Annotated in this window: 11 protein-coding genes, 1 pseudogene and 1 riboswitch; of the genes and pseudogenes, 7 read left to right on the top strand and 5 right to left on the bottom strand. The window is 50.5% G+C overall.

The window, feature by feature from the left end:
* Window positions 1-187: 187 nt before the first annotated feature.
* On the bottom strand, window positions 188-634 hold the full coding sequence (locus ACTS3T_RS15690) for a hypothetical protein (protein WP_377965657.1): 447 nt from the start codon (window positions 632-634) through the stop codon (window positions 188-190).
* 198 nt (window positions 635-832) lie between these two features.
* Between ACTS3T_RS15690 and pyrE the strand changes: the two genes are divergently transcribed.
* Complete coding sequence (gene pyrE, locus ACTS3T_RS15685; protein ID WP_377965658.1) at window positions 833-1,447, top strand: orotate phosphoribosyltransferase; 615 nt, start codon at window positions 833-835, stop codon at window positions 1,445-1,447.
* Window positions 1,448-1,491: 44 nt separating this feature from the next.
* Here pyrE and thiC read toward each other — a convergent pair whose 3' ends face one another.
* Window positions 1,492-2,871 carry a phosphomethylpyrimidine synthase gene (gene thiC, locus ACTS3T_RS15680; protein ID WP_377965660.1) on the bottom strand — a complete coding sequence of 460 codons (1,380 nt, stop codon included), beginning with the start codon at window positions 2,869-2,871 and terminating at the stop codon, window positions 1,492-1,494.
* A gap of 70 nt (window positions 2,872-2,941) precedes the next feature.
* Window positions 2,942-4,441, bottom strand: coding sequence for a sodium:solute symporter family transporter (locus ACTS3T_RS15675; RefSeq protein ID WP_377965662.1), 1,500 nt, complete (start codon window positions 4,439-4,441; stop codon window positions 2,942-2,944).
* Window positions 4,442-4,628: 187 nt separating this feature from the next.
* A riboswitch (TPP riboswitch) is annotated at window positions 4,629-4,724 on the bottom strand.
* A 174-nt stretch (window positions 4,725-4,898) separates the two neighbouring features.
* On the opposite strand from ACTS3T_RS15675, the gene cofG reads away from it, so the two are divergent.
* Window positions 4,899-5,909, top strand: coding sequence for a 7,8-didemethyl-8-hydroxy-5-deazariboflavin synthase subunit CofG (cofG, locus tag ACTS3T_RS15670; protein WP_377965664.1), 1,011 nt, complete (start codon window positions 4,899-4,901; stop codon window positions 5,907-5,909).
* On the opposite strand, the gene ACTS3T_RS15665 is transcribed toward cofG, so the two are convergent.
* On the bottom strand, window positions 5,857-6,633 hold the full coding sequence (locus tag ACTS3T_RS15665; RefSeq protein ID WP_377965666.1) for a circadian clock KaiB family protein: 777 nt from the start codon (window positions 6,631-6,633) through the stop codon (window positions 5,857-5,859). The genes cofG and ACTS3T_RS15665 overlap by 53 nt on opposite strands.
* A 6-nt stretch (window positions 6,634-6,639) precedes the next feature.
* Window positions 6,640-7,878, bottom strand: coding sequence for a type IV pilus twitching motility protein PilT (locus ACTS3T_RS15660; protein ID WP_377965668.1), 1,239 nt, complete (start codon window positions 7,876-7,878; stop codon window positions 6,640-6,642).
* A gap of 1,023 nt (window positions 7,879-8,901) precedes the next feature.
* Between ACTS3T_RS15660 and ACTS3T_RS15655 the strand changes: the two genes are divergently transcribed.
* From ACTS3T_RS15655 to recG, 5 genes and pseudogenes are all read left to right on the top strand, one after another.
* Entirely contained in the window at window positions 8,902-9,288 is a 387-nt protein-coding gene (locus tag ACTS3T_RS15655) for a hypothetical protein (protein WP_377965670.1), read from the top strand.
* Between the two features lie 332 nt (window positions 9,289-9,620).
* Window positions 9,621-10,424 (top strand): 30S ribosomal protein S2, encoded by an 804-nt coding sequence (gene rpsB / locus ACTS3T_RS15650; RefSeq protein WP_377965672.1) that lies wholly within the window; start codon window positions 9,621-9,623, stop codon window positions 10,422-10,424.
* Between the two features lie 44 nt (window positions 10,425-10,468).
* Window positions 10,469-11,149, top strand: a pseudogene (gene tsf, locus ACTS3T_RS15645) (translation elongation factor Ts); the annotation flags it as partial.
* Window positions 11,150-11,309: 160 nt separating this feature from the next.
* A complete protein-coding gene (locus ACTS3T_RS15640; RefSeq protein WP_377965676.1) occupies window positions 11,310-12,428 on the top strand; it encodes a hypothetical protein in 1,119 nt (372 codons plus the stop codon).
* A gap of 14 nt (window positions 12,429-12,442) precedes the next feature.
* On the top strand, window positions 12,443-14,971 hold the full coding sequence (gene recG, locus ACTS3T_RS15635; RefSeq protein ID WP_377965678.1) for an ATP-dependent DNA helicase RecG: 2,529 nt from the start codon (window positions 12,443-12,445) through the stop codon (window positions 14,969-14,971).
* The last annotated feature ends 216 nt before the right edge of the window (window positions 14,972-15,187 follow it).

The following is a 15,187-nucleotide window of genomic DNA, read 5'->3' as shown; positions in this document are numbered from 1 at the left end:
CAAGACTGTTCAATTCAAAATCGAAAATCCAAAATCGAGAATTGATATTAGCTATAGTCGCAGTTGAATCAGCGCCTGAGTTCAGACGAGCGTTCTTAATATTCAGAAGCCATAAAAAATCAGGAGCCAGCTACCAGCCTATGACCTGAAGCTGATGCGACTCCTGAAAGACGAATGAACTATGAGGCTAAGGCACGATGGGTAAGCGCTCGTAGATAAACTCGCTGCCGACAACCCGGCTATCTTGCTGAGAAACAGGCAAGAGCAACACAGAGCTGTTGTAAGGATTGCGCAGATCGGGTGTTCTCAGATAAGGATCGCTACGAGACTGCTCAGCCATCAGGTAAGTGTAGATTTGATGAATGGCTTCGGCATCTCGCTCGACTTCACGCTCTGGATAGGCGGCATTGCCAAAGGTGCCAGGGCCAAACATATAAGAAAATTGCCGCCAGAAGGTGCGGTTTTGAAAATAGGTGCCCGAATTGGCAAAAACGACTTCGTTGACAGAGTCTGCAATAGAGGCTGACTCTGTGCGAGGCACGACTTCTTGGGCAATCGCTGTAGTGGCCATCACCATAGAAGTGCCGATAGTTGCTAGCGCGGCGCTAACTAGAGGCTTGACACGAATACCCATAGCACTTACTCCTCAATTTTGCCGTTTATAGTACCCCATTTGGTGTCTATCCAAGCAGGGAATTCGATATAGTTTTCAGGTGCCGCAGGCAAATCATTCAGATTGGGCAGTTGGCTGCTGAGGCGATCGCGCTTGACATCAGCCAGTCGCCGCCTGCGAGTCCTTTATAGCTCATTTTCTTACTGTTGGTATCGGTTTATGGCAATTTTCTCTTCTCAGTCTGATTCACTAGCAGCGATCGCAACTGCTAGCTTGAGCATCATTCGCCAACAGCTTCTCGATCTGTTTTGTCAAAGTGCTTATCGCGAAGGGGATTTTGTGCTGTCATCTGGTCAGCGCAGCACTTATTACATCAACGGCAAGCAGGTGACGCTTCACCCTCAAGGGGCGCTGATGGTGGGGAGGATCCTGCTTGCTATGTTGCCTGAAGAGGCTCAGGCCGTAGCAGGGTTGACTTTAGGAGCTGATCCGATTGTGATGGCGGTGAGTGTAGTCGGCGCTTATGAAAAGCGGGCGATCGCCCCTTTGATTGTGCGCAAAGAAGCTAAAGGACACGGTACCCAAGCTTATATTGAAGGGCTAACTTTGCCAGCGGGCACCCCAGTTGTGGTGCTAGAAGATGTCGTCACCACCGGGCAGTCGGCGCTGAAGGCAGTGGAACGTCTGCGGCTAGCAGGTTACCAGGTTGAGCAGGTGATTTCGCTTGTTGATCGTCAGCAGGGCGGCGCAGAACTGTATCAGGAAAAAGGATTGCAGTTTCAGGCCGTCTTTACCATTGCTGAAATCCAGCAGCGTTGGCGCGAATTGTCATAAATGCTTGTTCCCAGACCGGAGCCTGGGAACAAGAAACCCAATAGCTAGACTTGGGCGCTAGCCGTTTCTTGAGCCGCCAAGAACTTCTCCAATTCTGTCAGCGCTTCGCCGTCTACCTTGGTTTGCATGGGGCAAAATTTTGGCCCACACATAGAGCAAAATTCTGCCGTTTTGTAGATATCAGCAGGCAGGGTTTCGTCGTGATATTCCCGCGCCCGCTCAGGATCCAATGAAAGTTCAAACTGGCGATTCCAGTCGAAGTGATAACGGGCTTTAGAAAGTTCATCGTCGCGATCGCGTGCCCCCGGTCGATGTCGAGCAATATCAGCCGCATGAGCCGCGATTTTGTAAGCAATCAGGCCATTGCGAACATCCTCTGCATCCGGTAGCCCCAGATGTTCTTTGGGGGTGACGTAGCAAAGCATTGCCGTACCATACCAGCCTGCCATCGCCGCCCCAATTGCCGAGGTAATGTGGTCATAACCAGGGGCAATATCAGTGACCAATGGCCCTAGCACATAAAAAGGCGCTTCTGAGCATTCTTCCATCTGCTTGCGCACATTGAACTCAATTTGATCCATCGGCACATGTCCGGGGCCTTCCACCATCACCTGCACGTCATGCTCCCAGGCACAACGGGTAAGCTGGCCTAAGGTCTTGAGTTCAGCTAACTGGGCTTCGTCCGAGGCATCATGCTGGCAACCAGGACGCAGCGAATCCCCTAAACTAAACGAGACATCATATTTTTTGAAAATTTCAATGATGTCGTCGAAGTGAGTGTAAAGCGGGTTTTGCTGGTGGTGGTGCAGCATCCACTGCGCCAGAATGCCGCCACCGCGAGAAACAATACCCGTCAGGCGATTGCGTACCAGCGGTAAATGTTCAATCAAAATGCCTGCGTGGATGGTCATATAGTCCACCCCTTGTTGAGCGTGCTTTTCAATCACGGCTAGAAAGCTTTCGGCGCTCAGATCTTCAACGCGACCATGCACGCTCTCTAGTGCCTGATAAACCGGGACAGTGCCAATGGGGACAGGAGAAGCTTGAATAATAGCTGAGCGAATTTGATCTAAATTGCCCCCCCCGGTAGAGAGATCCATGACGGTATCTGCACCGTATTTCACAGCTAGGCGCAGTTTGTCGAGTTCTTTTTCAATATCTGACGAGTTAGGCGATGCCCCAATGTTGGCATTAACTTTGCACTTAGAGGCAATGCCGATCGCCATTGGCGCTAGATTGGGGTGATTGATGTTGGCCGGAATAATCATTCGCCCTCGTGCCACTTCATCGCGGATTAGCGCTGGCGAGAGGTTTTCTCGCTGGGCAACAAAGTCCATTTCTTCGGTGATCACCCCCTGGCGGGCATAGTGCATCTGGCTAACGTTGGCTTGACCCCGACGTTTGGCAATCCATTGGCTTCTCATGGTTAAGTCCTCATTAAGTTAAAAAAAGAGAGCTGATTACAGAGGGGCATGGATACTATGCCCCTACTGTCTAGGGGGTTTGAGCGGGTTCAGTCTCTGCCGTTTCGTAGGCCAGCTTGCGCTGCCGTAGCTGAGCGTAGTCAAACGGCTTAGCAGGATGAGTTTGGTAAGCGATCGCCGTCCAAACCAGCGCAGATACCGTAGAGACAATTAGCGCTACCGCAAAGCTATTAAGCAAGTCAGCCGCTCCTGGCAGCGGTAACAGCGGCGTAAAGTCAGGCTTAGGGAAAAACAGCAGACCCGTGACAATGCCCAAAAGAGAACTGCAAAAAGCGTTTAAGCTGCTGATGTGGCGGTTATACAACCCATACAGCACTGGGAACAGGACAGCCGCACAAAGCAAATCAGCTACAAAAAACAGGTACAGCACGCTGTAGCCTCTGGCGGCAATCAAAACCGCTGGCGTTCCCACCCCAACGGTCAGCAACCGAGCCAGGTTTAAAATGCGCTGCGATCGCGCTACAGGCCAAAAACGGCGTAAGTCGAAGGTAAAAATGCTGGCAATACCGTTTAGCAATGTATCTAAGCTGCTCATGACCAGCGCCAGCGCTAGCACAATCACCACCATCAACACCCAGCTAGGCACCTGTAGCACTTTTAGTAGCTCAAAAAAAGCCGTATCCCCTGCCAAGTCGAACTGGACTGCCAGCAACCCCAGCAGCCCTGCCAGCAACAGCATAGGCAAAATCAGCGCCGCCGAACCCAGAAAAGCCCGCCGGACAACTTGCTGATTACGGCAGGCATACACCCGCTGCCAGTTGCCCTGGTTGAAAATTTCAGCCGCCACAATCGCAATGATTAAGGTGGCTCCAAACCTTAGACCCGCGATGTTTTGCAACGAAAGCAGTTCTGGTGCGTTGGCTTGAACAGGGGCAAAGGCGTTGCCTAGACCGCCCAAAGCCATCACCGTAAAGCCAAAGCAAAAAATCAACAGCGGCACAATCACAGCAAACTGAATGGCATCGGTAAAGATAGCTGTTTGCAAGCCGCCATACAGGGTGTAAGCAAACACCGCCGTCATCACAACAAGAGCAGTCCAACCCAGAGGGACATTGGCAACTAGCTGCGTTGCTTTGGCGATCGCCGTTAACTCGGCTGCTAGATAAATAAACATGTAAAGCACCATGACGCCTTCGGTGAGCCAGTACATCAGGCCGCCATAGCGATGCAGCACATACTCATTTAAGGAATGGCCTTGAGGCATGAGCGCGCGCAGGCGGGGGCCAAAAAGGGCAAATACAGCCACAGCCGCCGCAGAGCCAACGCAATAGCCTAGCAACGCCGCCAGCCCGCCAAAAGCTGAGCCAGCTTCGGGTGGGCTAAACAAAATCCAAGCCCCCATTGAGGAGGCTACGACCGTGGCTAGCGCCATGCCACTGCCGACTCGATTGCGGCTCACCATATAGTTTTCGAGGTTGAGCGCTTGTTGGCTAGCCTGCAACAATCCGATTAAGGCAAAAGCCGCAGCCGTTACCAGCATGACCAGCAAGGCCACTGCACCCATAGACATAAAAGACCCCCTTGCGATCGCAGCAGAGGCTAGAGGGCGCTCAGGCAGCTATCAAGACACCTTTTTAGGGATTTCTTTGAAAGCGGCCTATGGCTATAGCAATGATCACCCTATCAATCCTCGATGTGTCCTCATAGCAACTCCACCTCGCTATCGTTAGGACTCATCGCTCGTCGCTTCGGTACCGTGACCTCAATCAACGCTTCCCTCCGCTGGTGTTACCCAGGTCAGGTTCTGAGGGTATGATCTCAGCCCGATTGCTCGGACACCCCTAGCTTGCTGCTGATTGTAGCACTTAGCCTCTCTCGCCGAAGGTTGCGAAACGTTGAGTTATACAGCGTAAATTAAACCCACTTGATCTTGAGCCACTCAACCTGGATTTGCGCTGAAAATTGTCAGATCGCAGACAATGTCTACATAGCCCGTCGGTAGACCCCTGTCAGTCCCATCCTGTCTTATGGCCGCGATCGCTCCTCAAACCATTACTTATAGCCCTGCCTACACCTTAGTGCCAACCTATGAGTGCTTCAATCGCTGCACTTACTGCAACTTTCGCCACGATCCAGGCAAAAGCGAGTGGTTATCGATTGATCAGGCTCGTACTCGACTAAGGGGGTTGCAGTCTCAAGCTGTGATTGAAATTTTAATTTTGAGTGGCGAAGTCCATCCCAAAAGCCTGCGACGACGGGCTTGGGTTCAACGGATTTACGATCTTTGCGCCTTGGCTCTAGAGATGGGCTTTTTGCCCCATACCAATGTCGGCCCACTCAGTTTTGAAGAAATGCTGTACCTGAAACAGGTCAATGTTTCCATGGGGCTAATGCTAGAGCAGCTAACGCCCAAACTTCTCAAAACGGTTCATCGCTATGCGCCTAGCAAGCGTCCTGCCGTCCGCCTACAGCAATTGATTTGGGCAGGGAAACTGCAAATTCCCTTCACCACTGGGCTGCTGCTCGGAATTGGCGAAACCGAAGCCGACTGGTGGCAAACATTGAGCGCGATCGCCCACATTCACCAGCAATGGGGGCATATTCAGGAAGTCATTTTACAGCCCCATCAGACCGGACGAACGCAGATCGAAAGCAGAGACCAGCTAAGTTTTGAGCGATTCAAAACAGCAATCCTCATGGCTCACGAAATTCTACCCCCTGACATTACCCTGCAAATTCCGCCCAATCTGGTGAATCCTCAAGCCGCCCTTTTAACCTGCTTAGAACTAGGCGCGCGCGACATCGGCGGCATTGGGCCTAAAGATGAAGTCAACCCCGACTATCCGCATTTACAGCAGCCAGCCCTGTCTCGTTTGCTAGCAGCCCACGGCTGGCAGCTAAAACCGCGACTGCCCGTTTATCCCCAATACGACGACTGGCTATCGGCTCATCTGCGGCCTGCCATCAATCAGTGGCGACAGCGGCTCACGAATCCCGCGTTTGCGTCAGTATCTGCGCTAAGTTCTCCAAGTTACTAAAAGCGTTGAGGCTACCAACAATGCGCTTGGTGGGGCGCGGCCACACTCGAATTAAAGTTGGTGTCGCTGAAATATGATCTGCTTCGGCCTGTTCCGGGTGCTTGTTGACGTCTACCACCTTCAAGGTGTAGGGAGAGCGCATTGTCTGGTCTAAAAGCTGATGCAGATTGCCCAAGACTGCCGCCGTTTGAGCATCTTGACCCGCAATATAAAGCCGAAACACGAAACCTGAAGGCTTTTGAGCGATATCTACAGGCGGGTACGAACTGCTGGCATAAGCAGCTAAATGAGGTGAATCTGGCACAACAACTTGAAAAACTAGGTTGTGACTTTCCCACAAAGCCGGGAACTTGGAACGGTAGCTTTCAATCACCAACGGATTGCAAAATTCTTCTGGTTGAAAGACAGGTTGCCAATCTATCTCATCTAGACCAAACAAGGCATTCAGCAAGGAGCCATACTTGCAAACGGGGGGATACACTTCAGCCCACTGGCAGAGCTGCTGGGTACGCCTGTCAATCCAGGTATCTAACGTAGCGGTGTAGCAAGGCAGCAAAAAATGCGGTGGTTCAACTAAATGCAGCAGTTCTTGCAAGACTGCACACAGGTGCAAATGCCAGCGAGCCTGCTTTTGAGCATCAATGCAATAAACCACATCTCCCCCAGGCGTAAACAGGGCAATGCCCTTAAACACTTGGGGGAGATGAGAGGCTGAATCGTTCACCGTCTTTTAGACCCGACCTCGTAGCATTTGAGCCATTTCGTTCTGACGAGGAGACATTTCTAAGGCAACCTCTTCTGTGATCCGACCCGCTTCGTACAGCGCGTAGAGGGACTGATTCATGGTGCACATACCGTCAAATGTACACTTCGGAATCAGGGCTTCGGCTTCATCGAGATCGCCCCGCATGATGTAGTCTTTAATCGCATCGGTATTGATCATGATGTCATGAAAAGCCGCCCGCTTACCGTCGGTTGTACGGCAAAGCCCCTGCGCAATAACAGCGACCAAAGATTCAGCGATTGATACCCGTACGGGTGCTTGCTGATCTGGTTCAAATAGGTTCAAGATCCGCTCTACGGTTTTGATGGCGCTGTTGGTGTGCAAGGTTCCCATCACCAAGTGTCCGGTTTGAGCCGCTTTGAGGGCGGTGTTGACGGTTTCTTTATCCCGCATCTCACCAATCAGGATAATGTCAGGATCTTCCCGGAGAGAAGCTTTGAGCGCGTTATCAAACTTGAGGGTGTTGATGCCAACCTCACGCTGCTTAATCAGCGATCGCTGACTGGTATGGACAAACTCGATGGGGTCTTCAATGGTGATGATGTTCCGAGGCATCTCCTTGTTGATGTAATCAATCATGGCTGCCAGGGTAGTTGACTTACCCGAACCCGTTGGCCCGGTAATCAGAATTAAACCTTTGTGATAATGGCAAACATCTCTAAATACGGGGGGCAGGTTAAGCTGCTCCATTGTTAGGATTTTGACCGGAATCAAACGCATGACCAAAGCAGGGCCATGCAGCGTATCAAAAATGTTGATGCGCACACGGGTAAAGTCAAATTGGGCAGCCCCGTCAAAGTCCAGAGTTTGCTTGAACCGTTGAATTTCGTCTGGCTTCAATACCTCATCCAACCATCCATAAAACGTCTTTTCGTCGGTTACAGGATAGTCAGTGGTGATAATTTGCCCGCGATCGCGAAAGCGAGGCACTTCTCCAACGCCCACATGCACGTCTGAATAACCTTTGTCGAAGGCTTCTCGCACAATCTTCCCTAGCGTGAGGCCACTGCTATTAACCTTCACCCCGGCTGCTGAGGCAGGCATGGGAGGAGGCGCAGCCGCTCGGTGGCCTGCGGCGGGCATAGATCGTTGCTGATTGGGGGGAGGGGCGGGCGGGCGACTCGGCGGCGGCGGCGGCGGCGGCGACATCCGAGGGGGTGCAGGCGGACGATTGGAATCTGTCATAGAAGTCCCTTTGCAATAATCAGCTAAACGCTAAATGACTGGGTGCAATGATTCATAGATTGCCCACGGGGGGTCAAAAAGTGAGCGCCTTACTGCAAACTTACCTTTTGGCAAAACCCTTTTGGCAAAACGATACCCCTTCTGGTCGTTGCAACCGCTTTTCCACAAATCTTTTAGAGAATTTTACCCTTTAGCCCAAATACTATTTAACAATATTGAGCTTTAGCATAGCGAAATCAATAGCAGGAAGCATCCAATTGCCAGAATTTGTCGCCGCAACCGAAAGGTTAGAGGTAAAAGAGAAAGGTTTTCTATCAGCAGCTTTCAGCCGTTGAAGTGTCTTCCCCCTTGTTGTTACCGCTATAAAGCCTCAACTTTTTCTGTAGCATCAGCTAGATAGTCGTTTCCAAAACGGATTTGCTTTCGGTCATAGCCGAGCGACAGCAGCCACTAGTCGTCGGTCTACCAACCGTCTTTGAAATGGCTAAGCTTCAAATCAACTTACTTTTTATTTCATCAAAAAAGAAAAATCAGCAACAGAAACAGCCTGAAATAGGCCACAGACAATGGTTACATTAATGAATTTGAAAGACTCTGAAGACCAGTAATTAAAGATACAAAATCTCGCCCATTAGGATACAAAAACACTCCAAAGATAGATGTCATCAAACAAAAACCAAATTTACCGTTCCACCGTAAAAATTCAGACATCTGACTGGGGATCGCCCACTATGCAGGCAACACAGATTCAAGAACGATGCAAACAAACCTGTTTTTGCCCGATCTCTTGAAACCAGAAATATCTTTTCACCAATGTTTCGGGCCACTTAACAAACAGGCGACTTGTAAACTTTGACAAACAACATAAATCCATTCGAAGCATCATCGGTATACTGATGAAACGTTAAGAAGAACGTGGTGTAAGGTTTTTTACTGGCTTTGAGTTGGCTTTGAGTTATCTGAAATTCAAAAGGTCAACTGTTGTATTTAAAGCAATTAAAGGCAATTAAAGGAGAAAAGATTATGGCGATCGCAAGATCTCAAAGTACTGGTAGCTGGGCATTGCTATCTCTCTTGAAGAGCTTCCTGATCTGGATGCTGATTTTAGAGGTTTGCTTTTTAGTGATTGGATTTCCAATTGTTACTTTAATTACAGCAGGGGCGGCAGTAGCCGCGATCGCTCTTTTACCGTTGATGCCAGCAAATGCTGTTTTATTTGTTGTCAGCGTTGTGATTGGAGCAAATTTGTTAGGCGTTACCTTACTTTCAATTGGCCTAACGCTCAAAGGCGTCTATCCCCATGAAGTTAGCTGGTTAGGCTGGCTCAACCAAGAAGCTGGCTCAAAGCAAGTGCCCGTTTATGCAGCTTGTCCACTCACCTGCGATGTCAATTCCATTGCCCTCCCTTAAACCGATAAACCCCTTAGCGTCGAATATTTAAGAGCAGCCGCGATCGCCCTTAGCTGTCCTTTTTAGGTCAATTCAGCCAGCGATTTCGTTAGCTAGCTTAATAAAGCCTCTTCCCGACAGAAGGGGCTTTTGTTTGGAATAAAGTTTTTGGCTGAAAAGTCATCTGTTTCCACCATCAGTCGTGTTAGACTGGCAAAGTTGTGAAAATTCGCACATCTGGTATTTCGGGTGTCTTAAACAAAGGGCAAACGCCGTTTGAAGAACGCGCTGCTACGGCGTAGTTCTGACCAAGATACAGCCAGATGGAGGATAAACCCGAAGGAGAAAAATTTATGCCCGTTGTTTCTTTGGCTCAGCTACTAGAGTCAGGTGTTCACTTTGGTCACCAAACTCGCCGCTGGAACCCCAAAATGGAACCCTATATCTTTACATCTCGTAATGGGGTTCACATTATTGACCTGGTTCAAACGGCGCAATGTGTTGAAGATGCTTACAGCTACATTCGCGAAGCCGCTGAAGATGGCCAAAAGTTTTTATTTGTAGGCACCAAACGTCAGGCCGCTGGCATCGTCGCCCAAGAAGCCGCCCGTTGTGGTTCGTACTACGTCAATCAGCGCTGGCTAGGTGGCATGCTGACAAACTGGGCCACCATTAAAACCCGGGTTGAGCGGCTTAAAGAGCTAGAGCGGATGCAAGAGACTGGCGCAATTGATCTGCGTCCCAAAAAAGAGGGTGCCGTTTTGCGGCGAGAGCTAGAAAAGCTACAAAAATATCTTGGTGGCATCAAAATGATGCGGCGAATTCCCGATGCCGTCATTGTGGTTGATTTGCGGCGGGAATATAACACCGTGCAAGAATGCCAGAAACTAGATATTCCCATCATTGCTTTGCTAGACACTAACTGCGATCCTGATGTCGTCGATATTCCAATTCCGGCCAACGACGATGCTATTCGCTCCATTAAACTGATCTTAGGTAAGCTAGCAGACGCGATCTATGAAGGCTCTCATGGTCAGCTCGATAGCGATGATGACTATGAAGACTACGAAGGCGCGGAAGAAGAATATGACGAAGATTACGACGTCCCAGATGCTTTCGCAGATGACGATAGCAACGATGATGATGGCGATAGCTAATTAAAACAGGGCTATAGGTTGATAGAGTTTTTAGAGGTTTAGCAACTAGGGCACTTATGGCGGACATATCTGCAAAACTCGTCAAAGAACTGCGCGAAAAAACAGGCGCAGGCATGATGGACTGTAAAAAGGCGCTCAAAGAGAACGACGGCGATATGGAAAAAGCCGTCGAGTGGCTACGGCAGAAGGGCATCACTTCTGCGGCTAAGAAAGAGGGCCGGGTGGCAGCAGAAGGGTTGGTTCACAGCTACATTCATACAGGTGGCCGAGTAGGGGTGCTGGTTGAAGTCAACTGTGAAACTGACTTTGTTGCGCGGCGAGAAGAGTTCAAAGCATTGGCGCAAGACATTGCGATGCAAATCGCCGCTTGCCCTAATGTGGAATACGTTAGAACCGACGATATCCCATCCGATATTGTCGCCAAAGAAAAGCAAATTGAAATGGGTCGTGACGATCTCTCGAAAAAGCCAGACAACATTCGAGAAAAGATTGTTCAAGGACGCATTGACAAGCGCTTAAAAGAGCTAGCGTTACTTGACCAACCCTTTATCAAAGATCAAAGCATCACGGTTGAAGAACTGGTCAAACAACATGTTGCTAAAATTGGCGAAAACATCCAGGTACGCCGCTTTGCCCGCTTTATTTTAGGCGAAGGCATTGAAAAAGAAGAGTCTAACTTTGCCGAAGAAGTGGCAGCCCAGGCGGGTAAAGGTAAAAGTGCGTAGTCATTGAAGATGATCTACCCAGCTTAAGCCAATCGCCTTTCTGTAGCAGGTCAACCTGGGGATGACCTGCTACTTTTGGCTTTGGACAAGGTTGCTTCTATAGCTGAGGGAATCGTTATCCTGGGTAATACGATAGGTCTGAATTTACTGCGGCGAGTTCATGGTTCGAGCGGTTGAGCAAATTAAACGAGAGTTGTCTGCCCTAGAGCGGGCAACTGAGCAGATAGCGAAAGAACTTAAGGATCTTTATCATCAATATCTAACGGAGCTAGGCCAAGCCGCTAAGCGGCAGCTTGTTTTAGCGAGCTATCATCTGTGTACCCAAGCTTATCCTGAACGCTTTTTGCAGCTTTCTCTACGGCAGCAGCAGGCTTTGCAACAGGGTTTACAGCAGATGGGTAAAAAGGCGCAGGCTGAGCTATTGCAGCAAATTGAGCGTTTGGACGAACCTTCTACGGCTGATGGTGAGCAGTTGATTACGCTACAAGATTTGCCGCCCCAGTTGTTAGCAGAAATTGCTGCAGCCGTTAAGGGTAAATCTGCTCAGGCTCAATTAGCAGAGCCAGATGAAGCCGAGGCTGACCCAACCGCTGAGTTGCCAGTAGAAACGCTGAGCGATGCTGAGCGCCTTTCGCCTTCAGATTCGCTAGCGGCTCAATCAGAGGATCCGTCAGCAGCCCAGATCTCTTCAGAGGCGGAGGCACAAGCGGCGCTAGAACCGCTTACAGAGATGGCTAAACTTCTGAGTCAATCGACGCAGCCTGAAATACCTGAAGTCTTGTCACCGCCAGAATTAGTCAAGCGCCACCTGCGGCTAGAGCAGCGCATTCGCCATACTTTACGGTTGCTTTCACAAGATGCAAATCAGGCTCTGAAGCAGGTCAAGATTTTACCGGATTTGCCAGAGTCAATTTTGGCGGCGGCGGCTGAAGCTGAAGCGATGACGGAAATGGCATCTGGTACTCCCAATGTTTTAAATGTTTTGGTTGAACTAGGCAGCGCTGAGACAGAGGCGGATGAAGAAGACGAAGAAGGGGAAGGAGCAGAGGCGGACAATGAGAACCTGCCTGAAGGGAGTGCAATGACCCACCTAGTAGCCATTAACCTAAGGCTGTCGGAGGTGGAGTTTACGGATTCTACGGTGGCCGTTTGGCGAACCAAAATTCGAGAGAAACTAGCGCGTCTGAAAGGGCTAGCTCAGCAGTATCAGCAAAAACAGCGGGAGCAAGCGATCGCTGAAGCCGAGGCAGCTTGGAGAGCTAGCTGGGTTGAGTCATGAGAGCATGAAGCGTGATGAGCGATCGCGAAAATTCAGCTTTGCCCGATTGGTTGCGTTTGCAAAAGGCGCTAGCCCTAGAAGCTGAGCATGGCTTTAATGACCTGGTTGGCAGGCAACAGCGCTTTAGTGAATTTTTGCGAGATAGTCTGCAACAGCCTCCCCACAGTTTGTCTAGTGATGAGCAAGCTCAGTGGCGATCGCTGGCAGATGCTTTTCAAGCCTATCGGGACTTGAGCTTTGCCAAGCGGCAGCATCTCGTCGCTGATACCCGCCGCAGCCTTTATCAATGTCGCTGTCGTTTAGAAGCCGACGATAGCCCCACTCAGCAGCTATCGCTCCAGCCGCCAGCCGCCGCCAGCCAGCCCACCGCCCAAGCAGACCGCCGTAAATCCCCTAAAACGAAGGACTTAGTTTCGCCATCGCTGCCCTCCACACGTCTACCTGAGTTAGATCAGCCGCTGACCTACCTCAAAGGCATTGGCCCTAAAAACAGCGATCGCTTGGCAAAGCTGGGTCTTTACAGCGTGCGAGACGTACTCTACTACTATCCTCGTGACCATATTGACTACGCCCGTCAGGTTTCGATTCAAGCTTTAGAACCGGGTGAAACGGTTACGGTTGTGGGCACCGTGAAGCGCTGCACCTGCTTTAATAGCCCCCGCAATGCCAAATTAACCATTTTTGAGTTGCTGATTCGCGATCACAGCGCTCAGCTAAAAATTAGTCGCTTTTTTGCAGGTAGCCGCTACCGCAACCGAGGCTGGCAAGAAAGCCAAAAGCGTCTGTATCCGGTGGGAGCCGTGGTTGCTGCGTCTGGCTTAGTAAAGCAAAACAAGTATGGCCTAACGCTAGATGACCCGGATATTGAGGTACTAGAGAGTGCTGGCGGCGCAATTGACTCGCTGACGGTGGGGCGGGTTGTACCTGTTTACCCGCTGACAGAAGGGGTTGGAGCCGACTTAGTACGCCGAGCAGTTGTCGCAGCGCTACCCGCCGCCATAAATATACGAGATCCGTTGCCTGCGGCTATTCGCAACCCCTATGAGCTGATTAAGTTGCCCGTGGCGATCGCTCATATTCATTTTCCCCCTGATGCCGAAAGTCTAGCTGCCGCTCGCCGCCGTTTGGTATTTGATGAATTCTTTTATTTGCAGTTAGGACTTTTGCGGCGGCGACAGTTGCAACAGCGCACCCCCACTGACGTTGTCCTAGCGCCGACGGGAGAATTAATTGACACGTTTTACCAGGTGTTGCCGTTTGCCTTGACCGCAGCCCAGCAGCGCGTTGTCAACGAAATTTTGCAAGATCTGCAACAGCCAACCCCCATGAATCGCTTAGTTCAAGGTGATGTAGGTTCGGGTAAAACGGTGGTAGCAGTAGTGGCGATTCTGGCGGCAATTCAAGCGGGCTATCAAGCGGCTTTGATGGCACCTACTGAAGTTTTGGCTGAGCAGCATTATCGCAAACTGGTGGGCTGGTTTAACTTGTTGCACTTGCCTGTCGAACTACTAACCGGATCGACCCGTGCAGCCAAACGTCGCCAAATTTTGGCTCAGCTACACTCAGGCGAGTTGCCGTTGCTAGTTGGCACCCATGCCTTAATTGAAGATCCCGTTCAGTTTCAGGCGTTGGGATTGGTCACCATTGATGAGCAACACCGCTTTGGCGTGCAGCAGCGGGCACGGCTCCAGCAAAAAGGACAAAATCCTCATGTCTTGACGCTGACGGCAACACCCATTCCCCGCACGCTGGCGTTGACCCTGCATGGCGATCTCAACGTCAGCCAGATTGACGAACTACCGCCGGGACGCAAAGCCATTCAAACCACTTTACTAACCGGGCGCGATCGCCATCATGCTTATGACCTGATTCGCCGCGAAATAGCTCAGGGACGCCAGATCTATGTGGTGCTACCGCTAGTCGATGAGTCTGAAAAACTAGATCTAAAGTCAGCAATTGAAGAACATCAGCGGCTTCAAGACAGTATTTTTCCAGACTTTAAGGTAGGGCTACTGCACGGGCGAATGTCGTCTGCCGAAAAGGATCAGGCGATTACGCAATTTCGCGATCGCCAAACGCACATTTTAGTGTCAACCACTGTCGTGGAGGTGGGGGTCGATATTCCCAATGCCAGCGTCATGCTGATTGAACATGCCGAACGTTTTGGCCTATCACAGCTTCATCAGTTGCGGGGACGCGTCGGTCGTGGGGCAGATCAGTCTTACTGCTTGCTCATGAGCGCCACCAAAAACGAAACCGCCATACAGCGACTGAAAGTATTAGAACAATCTCAAGACGGCTTTTTTATTTCTGAGATGGATCTGCGCTTTCGTGGCCCCGGCCAAGTTCTGGGCACCCGACAGTCAGGCTTGCCCGATTTTGCCCTCGCCAGCCTAGTTGAAGACCAAGACGTGTTAGTCTTGGCTCGCACTGCGGCTGAGCAAATCATTGCTGAAGATTCTACGCTAGAACTTTGGCCTTGGCTGCAAGCCGAACTCGATCGCCGTTATCAAAAGCTAATGGGCGGGGCTATTTTAACCTGAGCGTTTAGCCAGCTATCCATCCTTTTGGCCGGGATGCCGCATACGGGCAAGCCGTCACTGATCGCTAAAGACAGAAGGTTGAGGGCGGAGCACAGCAGAAGAAAACCTTTGGTAAAAAGCTTTCAGCCGTTGAAGCGGTGGACGCTTGTGGCTACCGCTATAAGCGTTTATCCGTAAATATTCTAGAAGCAGCTTGGCAAATATTGTACTTTTCTA

The organism is Almyronema sp., assembly GCF_052168255.1.
GTDB classification, from domain to species: Bacteria; Cyanobacteriota; Cyanobacteriia; order Phormidesmidales; family Phormidesmidaceae; genus Sphaerothrix; species Sphaerothrix epifaneia.
This window is presented reverse-complemented; position numbering and strand designations above follow the sequence as displayed.